Genomic DNA, 18253 nt, shown 5'->3' on the forward strand with positions numbered 1-18253 from the left:
CGTCAGGCCGCGCCCGCCAATCGCGCGGCTTCTTCCAGGTCCACGCTGACCAGGCGGCTGACTCCCGGCTCGCGCATCGTCACGCCCGACAACTGGTGCGCCGCTTCCATCGTGGCCTTGTTGTGGCTGACGAACAGGAACTGCACCTTCTCGCTCATTTCCTTGACCATGTTGGCCAGGCGGCCGACGTTGGCTTCATCCAGCGGCGCGTCCACCTCGTCCAGCAGGCAGAACGGTGCCGGGTTGAGCTGGAAGATCGCAAACACCAGCGCCACGGCGGTCATCGCCTTTTCGCCGCCGGACAGCAGCGAGATGCTCGACACGCGCTTGCCCGGGGGACGCGCCATGATGGTCACGCCGGTATCGAGAAGATCTTCGCCGGTCAGCTCCAGGTAGGCGTGGCCGCCACCGAACAGGCGCGGATACAGCGCCTGCACACCAGCGTTGACACGGTCGAAGGTGTCCTTGAAGCGGCCCCGGGTTTCGCGGTCGATCTTGCGGATCGCATCTTCCAGGGTCTCCAGCGCGGTGGTCAGGTCCACGTGCTGGGCATCCAGATACTCCGAGCGCTGCGAGGCTTCGCCATACTCGTGGATCGCGGCCAGGTTGACCGGCTCCAGCCGGCGCATGCGACCGTCGATCTGGTGCACCGCCTGCTCCCAGTCGCCCAGGCGGGCCTCTTCGGGCAGCGCGTTGATCACATCCTGCAGCACGAAACCGGCCTTCTCCACTGCGCCCTGCAGGGTTTCAGCACTGAGTACCAGCGCCTGCTGGTCCAGCTTGCGCTGCGAGATGCGCTCGCGCTGGGACAGCGCCTGCTCGTCGCGCTGGTGGCGGGTCTGCTCGTAGTTGCGCAGTTCGGCATCGATGCCATCCAGCAACGTGCGCGCTTCGGTCAGCACGCGATCGGCACGGACACGCTCTTCCAGCGCGTTCTGGTGCTCGGCCTGCAGCGATTCGACCGGGGTATCGCCTTCGTCCAGCTGCGAATGCAGTTCGCCCAGGCGTGCATCAAGCTGGCCGCGCTGGGTGCTCATGCGTTCCAGCGCCTGGCTCAACGACGCCACCTGGGCGCGCTGTGATTCCAGGGTCAGGGCCAACGCGTGCGAGCGCTCGCGTACCGCACGGGCGGCGTCGCGGGCCAGATCACGCGCCTCGGTCAACTGACGGCGTTCGCCCTCCAGGCCCTGCCGGTTCGACTCCAGGTCACCCATGCTGTTGACCGCATTCTCCAACCGCGCACGCGCTTCACGCGCCTGCTCGCGATTGATGTCCAGGGTCTCCAGCAACTGGCTGAGCTCGCCTTCGATACGGTCGATGCGCGTACGTGCCGCCTCGACCTTGCCCTGCTGGCCCTGCAGCTGGCCGGCCAGTTCGGACACCGCGCGGTGCGCCAGGTACAGCGCACGCTGCGCATCCTCGCGCTGCTGTTCGGCGGCCAACAGGTGCTCGCGGAAACCGGCCAGCTGTTCTTCCAGTTCGGCTTCGCGCGATTGCAGCTGCTCGATCTGCTCGCGCAGTTCGTTGATTTCGCGTTCGCGCAGCAGCGCGCCCTGCTTGGCGGCGCCGGAGCGCGACACGCGCACCCAGCCCTCGCCCAGGCGTTCACCGCCCTGGGTGATGATGGAATCGCCCTCGGGCAGGCTGGCCTGCAGTGCATTGGCTTCGGCAAGGTCACGCGCGCCGTGCAGGCGCGCAAGCAGGCGCCGGATCGGCGCTGGTCCACGCACACGTGCAGCCAGCGAGGTCGGCGCGACCTTCAGGTCCGCACCGTCATTGGCAACCAGCGCGATGCGGCCTTCGCCCAGCTCACCCAACGCATCGACCAGGCTGGCCGGGTCGTCGACCAGCACGCCTTCGATCAATTGACCGAGCGCGCTTTCCACTGCGTTTTCCCAACCCGCATCAACATCCAGGCGCTCACCTACGCGCGCGGCCGAATCCAGCCCACGCGACTTCAGCCACGCCACCGCCGCGCCCTGCTCCTGGCCGAGTGCAGCCTGCTGCAGGGTTTCCAGCGAAGACAGGCGCCCGCGCAGGCCATTGACCTGCTTGCGCAGCTCGGCCAGCTCGTTCTGCCCGTTGCGCTGCTGCTCCTGCACGGCGGCGACACCGTGCTTGCGCTCCTCGACCTGCTCGGTCAGCTCATCCAGCGCGGTCTTCTGCGTATCGTGCTGCAGGTGCAGCTGCTCGAAGACTTCATCCAGTGCATCCACGTCCAGCCCGGCACGTTCGGCCGCCAGCGCTTCGCGGCGACGATCGGCATCAAGGATCTGCTTGTCCAGGTAGTCCACGCGGGTGCGCTCGACCTCGCCGGCGCGCGAGGCTTCCGAGCTCTGCGAGGTGTGCTGCTCCCAACGCTGCTGCCAATCGGACAACCGCGCTTCGGCCTCACGCAGGCCTTCCTGCTTGATCTCGTTTTCTTCCTGCAGCGCTTCCAGCTGCGGGGTAGCCGCATCGACCGCTTCGCGCAGCACCATCAGCTTGGCCTCGTCGCCGCTGATGTGCTGGCCCAGTTCGGCCAATGCCTGGCGGGTTTCATCGCGCGCCTTGTGCAGGCGCTGCGACAGTTCGCGCTGGTGCTGGATCTGCTGTTCGAGGCGGGCCAGCGTGCTGCCCACCTGGTAGACCTCGGCCTGCGCGGCATTGAGCGCGTCGGCAGCCTCCTCGCGGCGCACGCGGGAAGTCTCGATCCGCGCCTCAGCGTCGCGCTGGTCGGCAATCAGCTGCTGCAGCTTGGTTTCTTCCTGCGACAGCCCTTCGCGCAGCTTGGACAGGCGACCATCCAGGCCACGGTATTCCAGCGCCTTCCACTCCGCATCCTTGACCCGGCGCTCTTCCTGCAACGCCTGGTACTGCTCGGCCTGCTTGGCCTGCCGCTTGAGGTGCTCGAGCTGCTTGGTGATTTCCTCGCGCAGGTCGCCAAGGCGGTCCAGGTTCTCGCGGGTGTGGCGGATGCGGGTCTCGGTTTCCTTGCGGCGCTCCTTGTACTTGGAGATGCCGGCGGCCTCTTCCAGGTACACGCGCAGGTCTTCCGGGCGCGCTTCGATGATCTGGCTGATCATGCCCTGCTCGATGATCGAGTAGCTGCGCGGGCCCAGGCCGGTGCCGAGGAACAGGTCGGTGATGTCGCGACGACGGCACTTGGTGCCGTTGAGGTAATAGTTGCTGCTGCCGTCACGGCTGACGGTACGCTTGACCGAGATCTCGTTGAACGAGGCGTACTCGCCGGAGATCGTGTGGTCGGAGTTGTCGAAGATCAGCTCGACGGTGGCCTGCGAGACCGGCTTGCGGGCATTGGAACCGGAGAAGATCACGTCGGTGAGCGAGTCACCACGCAGGCGGCTGGCCGAACTTTCGCCCATGACCCAACGCACCGCGTCGATGATGTTCGACTTGCCGCAGCCATTGGGGCCCACCACGCCGGTCATGTTGGTCGGCAGATGCAGGGTGGTCGGATCGACGAAGGACTTGAAGCCGGACAGCTTGATCGTGGAAAGACGCATGGCGTGATTGGGTTCCGGGCAAGGGCCTTACGGCCGCCGCCATAGTGGATGTCAGGTCAGCCAGCACCTCAAGCCCTTGATTTCAAAAGAATTCAACAAGGCCAAGGGTGACGCAATGGAATGAGTATAGCGGGGCCAATGTTCCACGGGCGGGATGACCGTGGGAGGAGGCTCAGCGCTCACGCCCGCTCGTGCTTCCCCGCTCTGCCGGGGGCCGCCCCGTAAACCGACCCGGGTCCGGAAAATGAGGCCAACGCATTGATCTTCATGGATTCATCCAGGATCTGTCGGCACGGGCGCAGCAGGCCAAGCACCGGCCCGGCCGGACGGGCCGCCCCAAAACAAAACGGGCACCCTTGCGGGCGCCCGTTCTGGTGATACCAGGCCTTGCGGCGTGGGATCAGGCCTTTTCGGCTTCAACCACGACCTTGACGGTGGTCTCGACGTCCGCGTGCAGGTGCACCAGGACTTCGTACTCGCCAATGTTGCGGAAGGCGCCTTCGCCCAGGATGACTTCGCTCTTGCTCAGCGCCAGGCCGGCAGCGGTGAAGGCATCGGCGATTTCGCGCGCGCCGACCGAGCCGTACAGCTTGCCTTCGGTCGAAGCGTTGGCGGCGACGGTCACGCTCGCGCCTTCCAGCTTGGCCTTGCGGGCTTCGGCTTCAGCGTGGATGGACTGGGCCTTGGCTTCGTAATCAGCGCGCTTGGCTTCGAACTCGGCCTTGTTGCTCTCGGTGGCCGGAACGGCCTTGCCCTGCGGCACGAGGAAGTTACGGCCGTAGCCCGGCTTCACGTCGACCAGGTCGCCCAGGTTGCCGAGGTTGGTGACTTTCTGCAGGAGGATCAGCTGCATGGTATTGCTCCAGATAAGTTATTCGTTAGCGAGGCGCGGGCCCCGCAACAAAGGCTGTCCGAATAGCTGGCACAGCGGGGGCAGCGCGAAGCTGCCCCGCCGGCATCAGACGTCGTGGTTGTCGGTGTACGGAATCAGGGCCAGGAAGCGAGCGCGCTTGACGGCGGTCGCCAGCTGACGCTGGTACTTCGACTTGGTACCGGTGACGCGGCTCGGCACGATCTTGCCGTTCTCGGTCAGGTACTGGCGCAGGGTGTTGAGATCCTTGTAGTCGATCTCCTTGACACCTTCGGCCGTGAACTTGCAGAACTTGCGGCGACGGAAGAACTTGGACATGTCAGTGCTCCTTAGGCGGCCGAAGCGGCGTCGTCGCCGGCATCGTTGTCAGCGGCGGGGGTGGTTTCGCCTTCTTCGTCATCACGACGACGACGCTCACCACGCTCGGGCTTGTCGCCCTTCTCGTCCTTGCTCTTCATGATCAGCGACTGCTCGGTGTCAGCCTCGTCACGCTTGATGACCAGGTTGCGCAGGACGGCGTCGTTGAAGCGGAAGCTTTCGGTCAGCTCGGTCAGCACGGCCTGGTCGACTTCGATGTTCAGCAGCACGTAGTGCGCCTTCACCAGGTTCTGGATCGGGTACGCCAGCTGGCGGCGGCCCCAGTCTTCCAGACGGTGGATGGTGCCGTTGCCGTTCTCGACCAGCGACTTGTAGCGCTCGATCATGGCCGGGACCTGCTCGCTCTGGTCCGGGTGGACCATGAACACGATTTCGTAATGACGACTCATGTTTTTCTACCTTTCGGATGTGGCCTTGCGGCCGGACAGCCCCCCGCCGTTGATACCGCGGTGGGGCAAGGGATCCTGCCAGGGAGGCAGGAAGCCGCGCATTATGGCGCAGATGGGGCTGCCGGGCAACCGGCGAGCCGCAGAGCGACCTGAACCTGGTAGCGCCGGGCCATGCCCGGCGAACGCGGAAACCGCCCCGGGCTACCCCAGGTCCACATGCAGGCGGTGCTGGCCGCATTGCAGGCACTGGAACAGGCAGCCAACCATCTCCCCGTCCCGGCTCAGGTGTTCCAGCAACCAGTCGGCGTCGCGCGGGTTGACCTCGGCCACGTCCGGCCGGACCTGGTCGAGGATGGGCAGGAGGTCCTCGCTGCCGGCAAAGCCGAGGAAGGCGCAGGGCCGTTCACAATGGCTCAGCCAGACCGATTGCTGCCAGGACGAGTAACCCGGGGTGCGCTCGCAGATCTCCAGCAACTGCCCGCGGGGAATGGTCGGTGGCGGATCGGCCGGGTCCGGCGACACCCCCTCGATATCGCTCCAGCCGGTGAATTCACCCTCATAACTGGCCGCTGCCCTGCCATCGGCGATACACCAGGGGCACAGGTAATCGGGACGCAGAGGTGTGTAGAACGGCCCCCGGTAACGAAGCGTCCGGGACTGACCGCAGCAGTCACAGATCCCGTCGACCTCTTCGAAGGAGAGGGCGTAGGCGTTGGGGGAATAGGGGAAAACCGGACGTTCCATCCTTGGATCCTCTGCGCTAATGTCCCGCCATGGACCGACTCACACGAATGCGGCACTGGATCAACCGCGACGATGGACGCTTGTTCCGTGTGGGCAACGGCCCGATCAGCGGCGCTACGGCCCTGGGCTCTCTGAGCTTGGTGGCGGCACTGCTGATGCATCTTCTGCGCGACGCCACAGGGTTGCCAGGTAGCTTTGCGGCGGCCTGCCTGACGATAGCCGGCGCGTTGCTGGCCCGGGATGCCTGCCGCAACCGCCATTGACCACGGTAAGGGGCACCCCAACGTCGGTGCCGACCAAGGTCAGCACCCGCCCGAGCGGGAGGCTCAGGCCTTGTCGGCGTCGGTGGTGAAGCTCTCGCCGCAGCCGCACTCGGCGGTGGCATTCGGGTTGCTGAACGTGAAGGTCTCGCTCAGGCCGTGCTTGCCGAAGTCGATCACGGTGCCGTCCACCAGGGCCAGGCTCTTGGCGTCGACATAGATCTTCACCCCGTCCTGGTCGAACACGGTGTCGTCCGCGCGCTCGTCGCGGGCCAGGTCGGTGATGTGGCCCCAGCCCGAGCAGCCGGTCTTGGTCACGCCAAAACGCAGGCCCAGCGCGCCGGGGGTCTGGGCGACAAAGCGCTGCACGCGCTCGAAGGCAATAGGGGTCAGGCTGACAGCCATGGTGGATCACTCCAGAGGTACCGGGACATTATAGGGAGCCGATGACCGCAGAAATGCCTCGCAAGCAGAACGCTGCAACCGGTAAACTCCCGTGTTCATAGATCGAGTCGATCAGCAGAGGATTCAAGTCATGACGGTGGTCAGCGTTGAACATGCGCTTGCCGGGAAGATCCCGGAAGGTGGCGAAGTCACGGTACGCGGTTGGGTGCGCACGGTGCGCGGTTCAGCAAATCTGGCTTTCGTGAATGTCACCGACGGCTCCTGCTTCGCCCCGATCCAGGTCGTGGCCGGCGACGCGCTGGCCAACTTCGACGAGATCAAGCGCCTGACCACCGGCTGCTCGCTGGTGGCCACCGGCACGCTGGTGAAGTCGCAGGGCAAGGGCCAGTCGTTCGAGATCCAGGCCAGCGCGGTCGAGGTGGTCGGCTGGGTCGAAGACCCGCTCACCTACCCGATCCAGCCCAAGCCGATGACGCCGGAGTTCCTGCGTGAAGTGGCGCACCTGCGCCCGCGCACCAACCTGTTCGGCGCGGTCACCCGCATCCGCAACTGCCTGGCCCAGGCTGTGCACCGCTTCTTCCACGAGAACGGCTTCAACTGGATCAGCACCCCGATCATCACCACCTCCGACGCCGAAGGCGCCGGCCAGATGTTCCGCGTGTCCACCCTGGACATGGTGAACCTGCCGCGTGACGCCCAGGGCGGGATCGACTTCAGCCGCGACTTCTTCGGCAAGGAAACCTTCCTGACCGTGTCCGGCCAGCTGAACGTCGAGGCCTACTGCCTGGCGCTGAGCAAGGTGTACACCTTCGGCCCGACCTTCCGCGCCGAGAACAGCCACACCACCCGCCACCTGGCGGAGTTCTGGATGATCGAGCCGGAAATCGCCTTCGCCGACCTGGCCGAAGACGCACGCCTGGCCGAGGAATTCCTGAAGTACCTGTTCCGCGCGGTGCTCAACGAGCGCGGCGACGACCTGGCCTTCATCGCCGAGCGCGTGGACAAGAACGCGATCACCAAGCTGGAAGACTTCATCAACGCGCCGTTCGAACGCATCGATTACACCGATGCGGTCAGCCTGCTGCAGAAGTCCGGAAAGAAGTTCGACTTCCCGGTCGAATGGGGCCTGGACCTGCAGACCGAGCACGAGCGCTGGCTGACCGAGGAACACGTCGGTCGCCCGGTGGTGGTGACCAACTACCCCGAGCACATCAAGGCCTTCTACATGCGCCTGAACGATGACGGCAAGACCGTCGCGGCGATGGACGTGCTGGCCCCGGGCATCGGCGAGATCATCGGTGGCAGCCAGCGCGAAGAGCGCCTGGACGTGCTGGATGCACGCATGGCGCAGTTCGGCCTGGATCGCGAGCACTACAGCTGGTACCGCGATTTCCGCCGCTACGGCTCGGTACCGCACGCCGGCTTCGGCCTGGGCTTCGAGCGCCTGGTGGTGTACGTCTGCGGCCTGTCCAACATCCGCGATGCGATCCCCTACCCGCGCGCCCCGGGCAGCGCGGACTTCTAAGCCCACACGCACGACCACGGAGGTACTGCCCCCATGACCCTGTTCTTCGCCCTGTGTTTCGTCGGCGTTGCAGTGGCCGGGTTCAGTGCCTTCGTGATTTTCTGGCCGCTGACCCTGGTGCATGTGCGCGATCGCCATCCGGCGCTGGCGCAGCGCTTCGGCAGTGGCGCCTTCCTCAAGCCCGATGCGCTGGGCTGGCTGCTGCGGCGCGAATACCGCACCCAGCCGGACCGCTCGCTGTCCGGGCTGGCGACGCCCGCCTGGGTATCGCTGCTGACCCTGCTGGCCGGACTGGGCATGGCTGCCCTGCTCTGGCTGGCCTCGCTCTGGTAAGACACACATGAACGACCTTTCCCACGTCCGCGACAGCTGGTGGCTGGCCAGCCTCGGCAACACCCTGATCTGGGCGCGCCTGCGCATCCGCGAGGCCGGCACTGCCGAAGTGCTGGACAGCGATGGCAATACGCTGAGCTACGACAGCGAAGACACTGCACGCTCGCAGCTGTTCGATGCCGAGTTCGTCGAGTACGACGGCCTGGATGAAGAAGATGCGCTGGTGCGCGGCTTCTCGCTGCATGAAGTGCAGCCACCGCAGGCAGGCAACGACGAAGGCCTGCGCGGGCGCATGGTGCAGTCGCTTGGCAGCCGCGCCTGAGGCCAACCGATGTTCACCCCGCGCGCTTTCGCCGAGACCGACCTGCTGTGGCTGGATCGCCTGCTGGCGCGTGATCCGTTCGTCACCGTGCTGACCGCCGGTGGCGATGGCCTGCCGGAACTGACCCGGCTGCCGGTGCTGTACCAGCGCGACGGCGACCACATCGAGCTGCGCGGCCACTGGGCCCTTGCCAACCCGCAGGCACGCCACAGCGGTGCGGCCAAGGTGCTGGTGGAGGGGCCGCATGGCTATGTATCGGCCAGCTGGTATCCGGACAAGGAACCGATGGCACGGGTGCCCACCTGGAACTACGCCGCCGCCGAGCTGCGCGGCCAGTTGCAGCCCTTCGACGATACCGATGCCCTGGCCCAGCTGGTCAGCGATACCGGCGACCACTTCGAAGCCAGCGTCGGCCAGGACTGGCGGTTCGAACCCGAGCGTGACGACCACCGCCGCCAGCTGCGCGGCATCGTCGGCTTCCGTTTTACCGTCGAACAGGTGCAGCTGACGCTGAAGCTGAGCCAGAACCACCCCGAGGCCAACCAGCAGGCGGTGATGGCCGAACTGGAACGCCTGGACAATCCCCATTCCACCGAACTGGCGCAGTGGATGCGCCGGTATCGCGACGAAGCCGCCGCAGGCAGCTGAGCGCTCTGTTTCCCGCGACGACGCGACCAGAACGGCCGCGCCTTGCCCCCACCCGACGTCAGGGACCCCGAACATGAAAGACATCCACAAGCTGCTGCAGAACAACCGCGAATGGGCTGACCGGATCGAGAAGGAAGATCCTGACTTCTTCCATCAGCTGGCCAAGCAGCAGCATCCGGAATACCTGTGGATCGGCTGTTCCGATTCGCGCGTGCCGGCCAACCAGATCATCGGCATGGCCCCGGGTGAGGTGTTCGTGCATCGCAACGTGGCCAACGTGGTGGTGCATACCGACCTGAACTGCCTCAGCGTGATCCAGTACGCCGTGGACCAACTGAAGGTGAAGCACATCCTGATCGTTGGCCATTACGGCTGCGGCGGCGTGCACGCCAGCCTGAACAACACGCGGGTGGGCCTGGCCGACAACTGGCTGCGCCATGTCGGTGACGTGGCACAGAAGCACGCCGCGATCATGGATGCGATCGAGGAGCCGGAGCTGAAGCATGCCCGCCTGTGCGAACTGAACGTGATCGAGCAGGTGGTCAACGCCTGCCGTTCGACGATCGTGCAGGACGCCTGGGCCCGCGGCCAGAAGCTGATGGTGCACGGCTGGGTGTACAGCCTGAAGGACGGCCGCGTGCGCGAAATGGGCATCGACGTGGGCGCACCTGAAGAACTGCAGCCGGCCTACGAGAAGGCCCTGTCCTACGTTCCGCGCCGCGGCCGGCGCGACTGACCCTCCCTTACGGACACCCCCATGCTTGCCTCCCCCATCAACCTGCTGGGCTGGATCGAGGAAAACCGGCATCTGTTGAAGCCGCCGGTCGGCAACAAGATGATCGACAACGGCGATTTCATCGTGATGGTGGTCGGCGGGCCGAACAGCCGCACCGATTTCCACTACGACGAAGGCCCGGAGTGGTTCTACCAGCTGGAAGGCGAGATGGTGCTGAAGGTGCAGGAGGATGGCGCGGTGCGCGATATCCCGATCCGTGCCGGCGAAATCTTCCTGCTGCCGGGCAAGGTGCCGCACTCACCGCGGCGCCCGCCCGGTGGCATCGGCCTGGTGGTCGAGCGCAAGCGCCTGCCGCATGAACGTGACGGCGTGATCTGGCATTGCGAACGCTGCAACCACAAGCTGCACGAAGAGTACTTCACGCTGCAGAACATCGAGACCGACCTGCCGAAGGTGTTCGCGCACTACCAGGCCAGCCTGGAACTGCGCACCTGCAGCGCGTGCGGCCACGTGGATCCGTTGCCGGCGCCAGTGGATTGATCGTTCGCCGGGCATGGCCCGGCGCTACCCAAGCACGCGACCTCCGGGTAGCGCCGGGCCATGCCCGGCGAGCGTACCGCGAGGCATCATGCATGCCCCAGGCGCTACACTGGCAACCCCGTTGCAGCCTGTTGCCCGACCATGTCCGACCTGCTCAGCCGCACACACGCCATTGCCCTTGATGCCGCCGATCCGCTGCGGCCGTTGCGGCAGGAATTCCTGATTCCGCGCCACGGTGGCGGTGAGCAGACCTACTTCGTCGGCAACTCGTTGGGCCTGCAGCCGCGCGGCGCACAGGCTGCAGTGCAGGAAGTGATGAAGCAGTGGGGCGAACTGGCGGTGGAAGGCCACTTCACCGGGCCGACCCAATGGCTGTCGTACCACCGCCTGGTCAGCGCACAGCTGGCCCGCGTGGTCGGTGCGCTGCCAAGCGAAGTGGTGGCAATGAACACGCTGAGCGTGAACCTGCACCTGATGATGGTCAGCTTCTACCGGCCAACGGCCGAACGCCCGGTGATCCTGATGGAAGCCGGTGCGTTCCCGACCGACCGCCATGCGGTGGAGGCACAGATCCGCTTCCATGGCTTCGACCCGGCCGACTGCCTGGTGGAGGTGCAGCCGGATGAAGCCAACGGCACGATCTCGATGGCCGCCATCGAACGCGCGATCGCCGCGCACGGTCCGCGCCTGGCGCTGGTGCTGTGGCCCGGCGTGCAATACCGCAGCGGCCAGGCCTTCGACCTCGATGCGATCACCCGCGCCGCTCGCCTGCAAGGTGCGCGCATCGGCTTCGACCTGGCGCACTCGGTCGGCAACCTGCCGCTGCGCCTGCATGACATCGCGCCGGATTTTGCCGTGTGGTGCCACTACAAGTACCTCAACAGCGGCCCCGGCGCAGTGGCCGGTGCCTTCGTGCACGAGCGCCATCATCGCGACACCACGCTGCCGCGCTTTGCCGGCTGGTGGGGCCACGACGAAGCCACCCGCTTCCAGATGGCACCGCAGTTCACGCCGGCGGTCGGTGCCGAGGGCTGGCAGCTGAGCAACCCGCCGATCCTCGGCCTGGCACCGCTGCGGGCATCGCTGGACCTGTTCGAACGCGCTGGCATGGAATCGCTGCGCAGCAAGTCGCTGGCACTGACCGGCATGCTCGACGCACTGGTACGCGCGCGCCTGCCGCAGGTGCTGGAAATCGTCACCCCGGCCGAGCCGGAGCGCCGCGGCTGCCAGCTGTCGCTGCGGGTGATCGGTGGCCGCGAGCGTGGACGCGCCCTGTTCGAACACCTGCGCGCCATCGGCGTGCTGGGTGACTGGCGCGAACCGGACGTCATCCGCATCTCGCCCACCCCGCTCTACAACCGCTACCTCGACGTGCACCACTTCGTCGAGGAAGTGGAAGCCTGGGCTGGCCTGTAAGCCGCCCTCCCCTACTGCTGGACAGTTCGTTGATCGCACATGCATCCCGCTCGCTGAGCATTGTCGGCGCCGGCCTGGCCGGATCCCTGCTGGCCATCCTGCTGTCACGGCAGGGCTGGCGCATCACCCTGTACGAACGCCGTGGCGATCCGCGCATCGCCGATTACGAAAGCGGCCGTTCGATCAACCTGGCCCTGGCCGAGCGCGGGCGCAACGCGTTGCGCCAGGCCGGCGTGGAAGACGAAGTGATGGCGCGGGCGGTGATGATGCGCGGGCGCATGGTGCATCCGCGCGAGGGCGAGCCGCAGCTGCAGCGTTATGGTCGCGACGACAGCGAAGTGATCTGGTCGATCCATCGCAGCGACCTGAATACCACGCTGCTGGAACTGGCCGAGCAGGCCGGCGCCACCGTGCATTTCCACCGCCGCCTGCACACCGTCGATTTCGATGCCGGCTACGCACGCTTCATCGATGATCGTGACGACAGCCCGCACGATATCCGCTTCGATACGCTGGTGGGTGCCGATGGCGCCGGCTCGGCGCTGCGTGCGGCGATGAACCGGCGCGAACCGCTGGGCGAGGACATTGCCTTCCTCGACCATTCCTACAAGGAACTGGAGATTCCGCCGAGCGACGATGGCGGCTTCCGCATCGAGCGCAATGCCCTGCATATCTGGCCGCGTGGCCACTACATGTGCATCGCCCTGCCCAACCACGAGGGCACCTTCACCGTCACCCTGTTCCTGCCCAACGATGGCGATCCGAGCTTCGCTACGGTCACCACCGGCGCCCAGGCCGAAGCGCTGTTCGCGCGTGAGTTCGCCGATACCCTGCCGCTGATTCCCAACCTGCGTGCAGACTGGGAGCAGCATCCGCCCGGCCTGCTCGGCACCCTCACCCTGCAACGCTGGCACCAGCAGGCACGTGCCGTGCTGATCGGTGACGCCGCGCATGCGATGGTGCCGTTCCACGGCCAGGGCATGAACTGCGCGTTCGAGGACTGCGTGGCGCTGGCCCGCCATCTGATGGAGGCGGACGACCTGCAGAGTGCGTTCGCCGCATTCGAGGCCGAGCGCAAGCCGAACGCGCGTGCGATCCAGCAGATGGCGCTGGAAAACTATCTAGAGATGCGTGACAGGGTGGCTGATCCGGCCTTCCTGCTGCAGCGTGAGCTGGAACAGGAACTGCAGCGGCGCTGGCCCACGCGTTTCGTCCCGCACTACACGATGGTGACGTTCCTGCACACGCCCTATGCCGAGGCACTGCGCCGCACCGACCTCCAGCGCGCGATGCTGATCGCCGCCACCGCAGGCCACGACACCCTGGACAACATCGACTGGAACGCACTGCAGGCGCAGATCCATGCGCAGCTGCCGGTGCTGGAGGGCGCGCACTGATGGCCGACAGCTTCCTGTTCTACGACCTGGAAACCTTCGGCCAGGATCCACGTCGTACCCGTATCTCCCAGTACGCGGCAATCCGTACCGACAGCGACCTCAATGAGATCGATACGCCGGTCAGCTTCTTCGTTCGCCCAGCCGATGATCTGCTGCCCTCGCCGATGGCGACGATGGTCACCGGCATCACTCCGCAGCAGGCGCTGGCTGAAGGCATCAGCGAAGCCGACGCGTTCGATCGCATCAACGAGCAGCTCTCGCGTCCCGGTACCTGCGCACTGGGCTACAACACCCTGCGCTTCGACGACGAGTTCATCCGCTACGGCCTGTTCCGCAACTTCCACGACCCGTACGAACGCGAGTGGCGCAACGGCAACTCGCGCTGGGACCTGCTGGACATGCTGCGGCTGATGCATGCCATCCGCCCGGACGGCATCCACTGGCCCAAGCGCGAGGACGGCGCCACCTCGTTCAAGCTGGAGCATCTGGCCGAGGCCAACGGCGTGCGCGAGGGCGATGCCCACGAAGCGCTGTCGGACGTGCGCGCGACGATCGGCATGGCGCGCCTGTTCAAGCAGTCGCAGCCGCGCCTGTGGGACTACGCGCTGAAGCTGCGCGACAAGCGTTTCGTCGGCAGCCTGCTCGACATCACTGCATTGAAGCCGGTGCTGCATATCTCGATGCGCTACCCGGCCAGCCGCCTGTGCGCGGCACCGGTGTTGCCGCTGGCGGTACATCCGACCATCAACAACCGGGTGATCGTGTTCGATCTCGACGGCGACATCGATGACCTGCTGGAACTGCCCGCCGAAGTGATCGCCCAGCGCCTGTACCTGCGCGCCAGCGAACTGCCCGAAGGCGTGGCCCGGGTGCCGTTGAAGGAAGTGCACCTGAACAAGGTGCCGGCGCTGGTGGCCTGGAACCACCTGCGCGCTGATGACCACGCACGACTCGGGCTGGACGTGGCGGCGATCGAAGCCAAGGCCGAACGCCTGCGCGCGTTCGCGCCGCAGTTGGCCGAGAAGGCGCGCCAGGTCTACAACCAGCCGCGCGCGGCGAGCGTTTCCGATGTGGATGCATCGCTGTACGACGGCTTCCTCGGCGCCGGCGACAAGCCGCTGCTGGCACTGGCACGGACCACGCCCGCCGAGCAGCTGGCCGCGCTGGAAGGCCGCTTCCGCGATCCGCGCCTGCCGGAACTGCTGTTCCGCTATCGCGCCCGCAATCATCCCGACAGCCTCGCACCGAAAGAACGCGAGCGCTGGAAAGCCTATCGCCGCCAGCGCCTGTTCGGTGAGGAAGGCATGGGCGAACTCAACCTGGCCCAGTTCCAGCAGCAGCTCGACGCGCTGGCAGCCGAGGCGCCCGACGATGCCCGCCGCGCCGCGCTGCTGCAATCGCTGCGTGACTGGGGCCAGCACCTGCAGGAGGACCTGTGAGCACCTATTTTTCCGATGCCAGTTTCAAGTTCCTGCGCAGCCTGGCGCTGCACAACGACAAGACCTGGTTCAACGACCATCGCCAGCAGTACGAAGACCACGTGCGGCAGCCGTTCCTGCGCCTGCTGGGCGACCTGCAGCCGGCCCTGGCCGAGGTCAGCGGACACTTCCGCGCAGACACGCGTGGTGTGGGCGGCTCGTTGTTCCGCATCCACCGCGACGCGCGTTTCTCCAACGATAAATCGCCCTACAAGACCTGGCAGGGTGCGCGCCTGTTCCATGAGCGCCGCCGTGAAGTGGCCGCGCCCTCGTTCTACGTGCACCTGCAGCCGGGCGAGAGCTTCGTCGGTGCCGGGCTGTGGCATCCCGAACCGGAAACCCAGCGCCGCGTCCGCCACTTCATCCTCGACAACCCGGGCAGCTGGAAGGCGGCTGCGCACGCACCGGCGCTGCGCAGGCGTTTCGACTTCGAGGAAACCGAGAAGCTGGTGCGCCCACCGCGCGGCTTCCCGGCTGACTTCGACTTCATTGATGACCTCAAGCACCGCAACTGGGTGATGTGGCGTTCGCTGGACGATGCCACGATGACCGGCCCGCGCCTGCTGTCCACGCTCGGCAAGGACCTGGCGGCGCTCGGCCCGTTCGTGGACTACCTGTGCGCTGCACTGGATCTGGAGTTCTGACCGGCGCCGGTGGCATCGCTGGGATCACCCGCCGTTCACCACCGGCAACCGTACTTGCGGCAGGCTGTGCAGCATGAAGAAGCTCATTGGCATCCTCGTTCTGCTGATCGCTGTGGTGGCCGCCTGGTGGTTCGGCGGCCCCTACCTGACCGTGCATGGCCTGTCCAAGGCCATCGAACAACGGGACACCGCCCGTCTGGAGCGCTACGTGGATTTCCCACGCGTGCGTACCAGCCTGCGCGCCCAGCTCAATGACTACCTGGTGCGCCAGGCCGGCCCCGAGGTGGCTGCCAGTCCCTTCGGTGCCCTGCTGTACGGGCTGGGTGATCAGTTGGGTGGCGCCGCGGTGGACACGATGGTCACGCCCACCGGCATCGGCGCGATGTTGCAGGGCCACGTCCTGTGGAAGCGCGGCCGCAACGAACTGCAGGGCGGCGAGGCCTTGGGTGCAACCGAGCCGGCGCGACCGCTGAAGAACGCCGAACACCACTTCGAAGCCCTGGACCGCTTCGTGGTCGACGTCGATCGCGGCCCCGGCCAGCCTCCGTTGAAGGTAGTGCTGGAACCGCAGGGCCTGCGCTGGAAGGTGGTGGACCTGCAGCTGGGGATGTCAGGCAGCCCGTAACCGGTAGCGCCGGGCCATGCCCGGCGTTTCCATGGGCGCCGATGCTCTCTCCGGGCATGGCCCGGCGCTACCACCTCACCCTTCGTTGGCGACACCATGCGGCACGTGGCCGGCGGCTACGTGTTCACGCGCACTGTCGATGTTGTGCTGCGAATCGTCAAAGAAGATGTCGGCACCGAATGCCTGCAGGAACGGGCCCTTGTGCCGCCCCCCTAGGAACAGCGCCTCGTCCAGGCGCACGCCCCATTCGCGCAGGGTGCGGATCACCCGCTCATGCGCCGGTGCAGAACGCGCGGTCACCAGCGCCGTGCGGATGGGCGCGCTGTCGCCGGCCGGGAACACTTCCTGCAGCGTGTGCAGCGCAGAGAGGAAACCGCGGAATGGACCGCCACTGAGTGGCTCGCGTGCACGCTCGCGTTCGTGCCGGCCAAAGGCTTCCACGCCCTGCTCGCGCGAAATGCGCTCGCTCTCGTCCCCGAAGATCACCGCATCACCATCGAAGGCGATGCGCAGCTGCCCGGCCGGGCGGGTGATGTCGATCTGGTCGGCGGCAGCGGCAGCGGTCTCACCCGGCGGCTTGGGCAGGATGGTCGCCGCGGCGATGCCATGGCGAAGCGCGCTGCGCACCGATTCCGGATTGGCCGACAGGAACAGGTCGGTGCCGAACGGCTTCACGTACGGCCAGGTCGGCTCACCGGCGGTGAAGGTCGCGCGGATGATGCCCAGCCCGTAGTGCTGGATGGAATTGAAGATGCGCAGGCCGGTATCGGCCGAGTTGCGTGACAGCAGGATCACTTCCACGCGCGGGTTCTCGGGACTAGCGCCCTGGTTCAGCGCCAGCAGCTTGCGCACCACCGGGAAGGCCACGCCCGGCCCGAGGATGTCGTCCTCGTGCTGGCGCTGGTACTCGGCATAGGCGGCCACGCCATCGCTTTCGAACAGCGCATGGCTTTCTTCCAGGTCGAACAGCGCACGCGAGGTCACCGCGACGGTCAGCAAACGGGGGGAGTTGTCGCCCATCGGTGGGGTCCTTCAAGCGGTCGGCAGTGCCGGCCGCCTATTGTCGTCAAAAAACGAACTGTTCGCTCAGGATCCGGTCTTCGAGGTTGTGCTCCGGGTCGAACAGCAGGGTCACCCGGTGCTCGCGCGACTCACGGATCGTCACTTCGACCACATCGCGGGTCTCGTGCGAATCGGCAGTGACGCTGACCGGACGCTTGTAGGGATCGAGCACGCGGAAGCGCACTTCGGTGTCGGCCTTGAGGATGGCGCCGCGCCAGCGTCGCGGGCGATAGGGGGCCAGCGGCGTCAGGGCGATGGTGTGCGAGCCCAGCGGCAGTACCGGCCCATGTGCGGAATAGTTGTAGGCGGTGCTTCCGGCCGGGGTGGCCACCAGCACGCCATCGCCGATCAGTTCGCCCACCCGCTCCTGGCCATTGAGGTCGATGCCGATGTGCGCCGCCTGCCGGGTCTGGCGCAGCAGCGAGACGTCGTTGTAGGCCAGCGACCCGGTGGTGGTACCCGATTCGGTCAGCGCCATCATTTCCAGCGGGCGCAGGTGGGCCGGCTCGGCACGGGCGATACGCGCATGCACGTCGTCGTCGCCGCGGTACTGGTTCATCAGGAAACCCACCGTGCCCAGCTTCATCCCGAATACCGGCCTGCCCAGGTGTCCGTGACGATGCAGGGTCTGCAGCATGAAGCCATCGCCGCCGAGCGGGCACAGCACGTCGGCCTGGTCCGGGGCGTGGTCGCCATAGCGCGAGACCATCGCTGCGCGGGCCATCTGTGCAGCTTCGGTGGTACTGGCCAGGAAAGCGATGCGGGGGGTGTCGCTCATCGGTGGATCCGGGGGAAGGCTCGGTGGAGAGCATAACCGAGCGCCGCTGCGCTCGCCGGGCATGGCCTGGCGCTACCTGCTCCGCCGTACATCGGTAGCGCCGGGCCATGCCCGGCGGTCGTCCGCAAGAAAAAACGGCCCCGCTTTCGCGGGGCCGTTCCGGTTCACGCATGCCAGGCGTGGCCTGGCACTACAT

General features: G+C 66.4%; 20 protein-coding genes. 12 read left to right on the top strand and 8 right to left on the bottom strand.

Annotated elements, in window-relative coordinates; translation table 11 throughout:
* Positions 1-2: 2 nt before the first annotated feature.
* From smc to CLM74_RS13810, 5 genes are all read right to left on the bottom strand, one after another.
* On the bottom strand, positions 3-3506 hold the full coding sequence (smc, locus tag CLM74_RS13790) for a chromosome segregation protein SMC (RefSeq protein ID WP_025876909.1): 3504 nt from the start codon (positions 3504-3506) through the stop codon (positions 3-5).
* A 400-nt stretch (positions 3507-3906) separates the two neighbouring features.
* On the bottom strand, positions 3907-4359 hold the full coding sequence (rplI, locus tag CLM74_RS13795) for a 50S ribosomal protein L9 (RefSeq protein WP_025876905.1): 453 nt from the start codon (positions 4357-4359) through the stop codon (positions 3907-3909).
* Positions 4360-4464: 105 nt separating this feature from the next.
* Complete coding sequence (gene rpsR, locus CLM74_RS13800; RefSeq protein ID WP_002804494.1) at positions 4465-4695, bottom strand: 30S ribosomal protein S18; 231 nt, start codon at positions 4693-4695, stop codon at positions 4465-4467.
* A gap of 11 nt (positions 4696-4706) precedes the next feature.
* Entirely contained in the window at positions 4707-5144 is a 438-nt protein-coding gene (gene rpsF, locus CLM74_RS13805; protein WP_025876882.1) for a 30S ribosomal protein S6, read from the bottom strand.
* A 201-nt stretch (positions 5145-5345) separates the two neighbouring features.
* Positions 5346-5888 (bottom strand): CbrC family protein, encoded by a 543-nt coding sequence (locus CLM74_RS13810; RefSeq protein ID WP_105164344.1) that lies wholly within the window; start codon positions 5886-5888, stop codon positions 5346-5348.
* 29 nt (positions 5889-5917) lie between these two features.
* Between CLM74_RS13810 and CLM74_RS13815 the strand changes: the two genes are divergently transcribed.
* Positions 5918-6151: a hypothetical protein gene (locus CLM74_RS13815; protein ID WP_158684152.1), complete on the top strand. Its 234-nt coding sequence runs from the start codon at positions 5918-5920 to the stop codon at positions 6149-6151.
* 63 nt (positions 6152-6214) lie between these two features.
* Here the strand turns inward: CLM74_RS13815 and CLM74_RS13820 are convergent, their stop codons facing one another.
* Positions 6215-6553, bottom strand: coding sequence for an iron-sulfur cluster assembly accessory protein (locus CLM74_RS13820; protein WP_033831500.1), 339 nt, complete (start codon positions 6551-6553; stop codon positions 6215-6217).
* A gap of 130 nt (positions 6554-6683) precedes the next feature.
* On the opposite strand from CLM74_RS13820, the gene asnS reads away from it, so the two are divergent.
* From asnS to CLM74_RS13875, 11 genes are all read left to right on the top strand, one after another.
* Positions 6684-8078, top strand: coding sequence for an asparagine--tRNA ligase (asnS, locus tag CLM74_RS13825; RefSeq protein ID WP_012511556.1), 1395 nt, complete (start codon positions 6684-6686; stop codon positions 8076-8078).
* A gap of 33 nt (positions 8079-8111) precedes the next feature.
* A complete protein-coding gene (locus CLM74_RS13830; RefSeq protein ID WP_006376524.1) occupies positions 8112-8411 on the top strand; it encodes a hypothetical protein in 300 nt (99 codons plus the stop codon).
* A 7-nt stretch (positions 8412-8418) separates the two neighbouring features.
* Positions 8419-8733, top strand: coding sequence for a hypothetical protein (locus CLM74_RS13835; protein WP_105164346.1), 315 nt, complete (start codon positions 8419-8421; stop codon positions 8731-8733).
* A 9-nt stretch (positions 8734-8742) separates the two neighbouring features.
* Positions 8743-9381, top strand: a complete 639-nt coding sequence (locus tag CLM74_RS13840; protein ID WP_105164347.1) for an FMN-binding negative transcriptional regulator — start codon at positions 8743-8745, stop codon at positions 9379-9381.
* Between the two features lie 73 nt (positions 9382-9454).
* A complete protein-coding gene (gene can / locus CLM74_RS13845; RefSeq protein WP_006376530.1) occupies positions 9455-10117 on the top strand; it encodes a carbonate dehydratase in 663 nt (220 codons plus the stop codon).
* 21 nt (positions 10118-10138) lie between these two features.
* On the top strand, positions 10139-10657 hold the full coding sequence (locus CLM74_RS13850; RefSeq protein ID WP_105164348.1) for a 3-hydroxyanthranilate 3,4-dioxygenase: 519 nt from the start codon (positions 10139-10141) through the stop codon (positions 10655-10657).
* A gap of 141 nt (positions 10658-10798) precedes the next feature.
* Positions 10799-12073, top strand: a complete 1275-nt coding sequence (gene kynU / locus CLM74_RS13855) for a kynureninase (protein ID WP_059064610.1) — start codon at positions 10799-10801, stop codon at positions 12071-12073.
* Positions 12074-12102: 29 nt separating this feature from the next.
* Complete coding sequence (locus tag CLM74_RS13860; protein WP_105164349.1) at positions 12103-13470, top strand: NAD(P)/FAD-dependent oxidoreductase; 1368 nt, start codon at positions 12103-12105, stop codon at positions 13468-13470.
* On the top strand, positions 13470-14909 hold the full coding sequence (sbcB, locus tag CLM74_RS13865) for an exodeoxyribonuclease I (RefSeq protein ID WP_105164350.1): 1440 nt from the start codon (positions 13470-13472) through the stop codon (positions 14907-14909). Before CLM74_RS13860 ends, sbcB begins: the two co-directional genes overlap by 1 nt.
* Positions 14906-15592 carry a DUF2461 domain-containing protein gene (locus CLM74_RS13870; protein ID WP_105164351.1) on the top strand — a complete coding sequence of 229 codons (687 nt, stop codon included), beginning with the start codon at positions 14906-14908 and terminating at the stop codon, positions 15590-15592. The genes sbcB and CLM74_RS13870 overlap by 4 nt, the downstream gene beginning before the upstream one ends.
* A 73-nt stretch (positions 15593-15665) precedes the next feature.
* The gene (locus tag CLM74_RS13875; protein ID WP_099784740.1) at positions 15666-16217 is read left to right on the top strand and encodes a DUF2939 domain-containing protein; all 552 of its coding nucleotides are present in this window, start codon (positions 15666-15668) and stop codon (positions 16215-16217) included.
* Between the two features lie 75 nt (positions 16218-16292).
* On the opposite strand, the gene CLM74_RS13880 is transcribed toward CLM74_RS13875, so the two are convergent.
* Both CLM74_RS13880 and CLM74_RS13885 read right to left on the bottom strand, forming a co-directional pair.
* Entirely contained in the window at positions 16293-17237 is a 945-nt protein-coding gene (locus tag CLM74_RS13880; protein ID WP_033831508.1) for a 5'-nucleotidase, read from the bottom strand.
* 46 nt (positions 17238-17283) lie between these two features.
* Positions 17284-18057 (bottom strand): NAD kinase, encoded by a 774-nt coding sequence (locus CLM74_RS13885; RefSeq protein WP_105164352.1) that lies wholly within the window; start codon positions 18055-18057, stop codon positions 17284-17286.
* Positions 18058-18253: the final 196 nt, after the last annotated feature.

Origin of the sequence: Stenotrophomonas sp. MYb57 (assembly GCF_002966815.1) — a bacterium.
GTDB classification, from domain to species: Bacteria; Pseudomonadota; Gammaproteobacteria; order Xanthomonadales; family Xanthomonadaceae; genus Stenotrophomonas; species Stenotrophomonas indicatrix.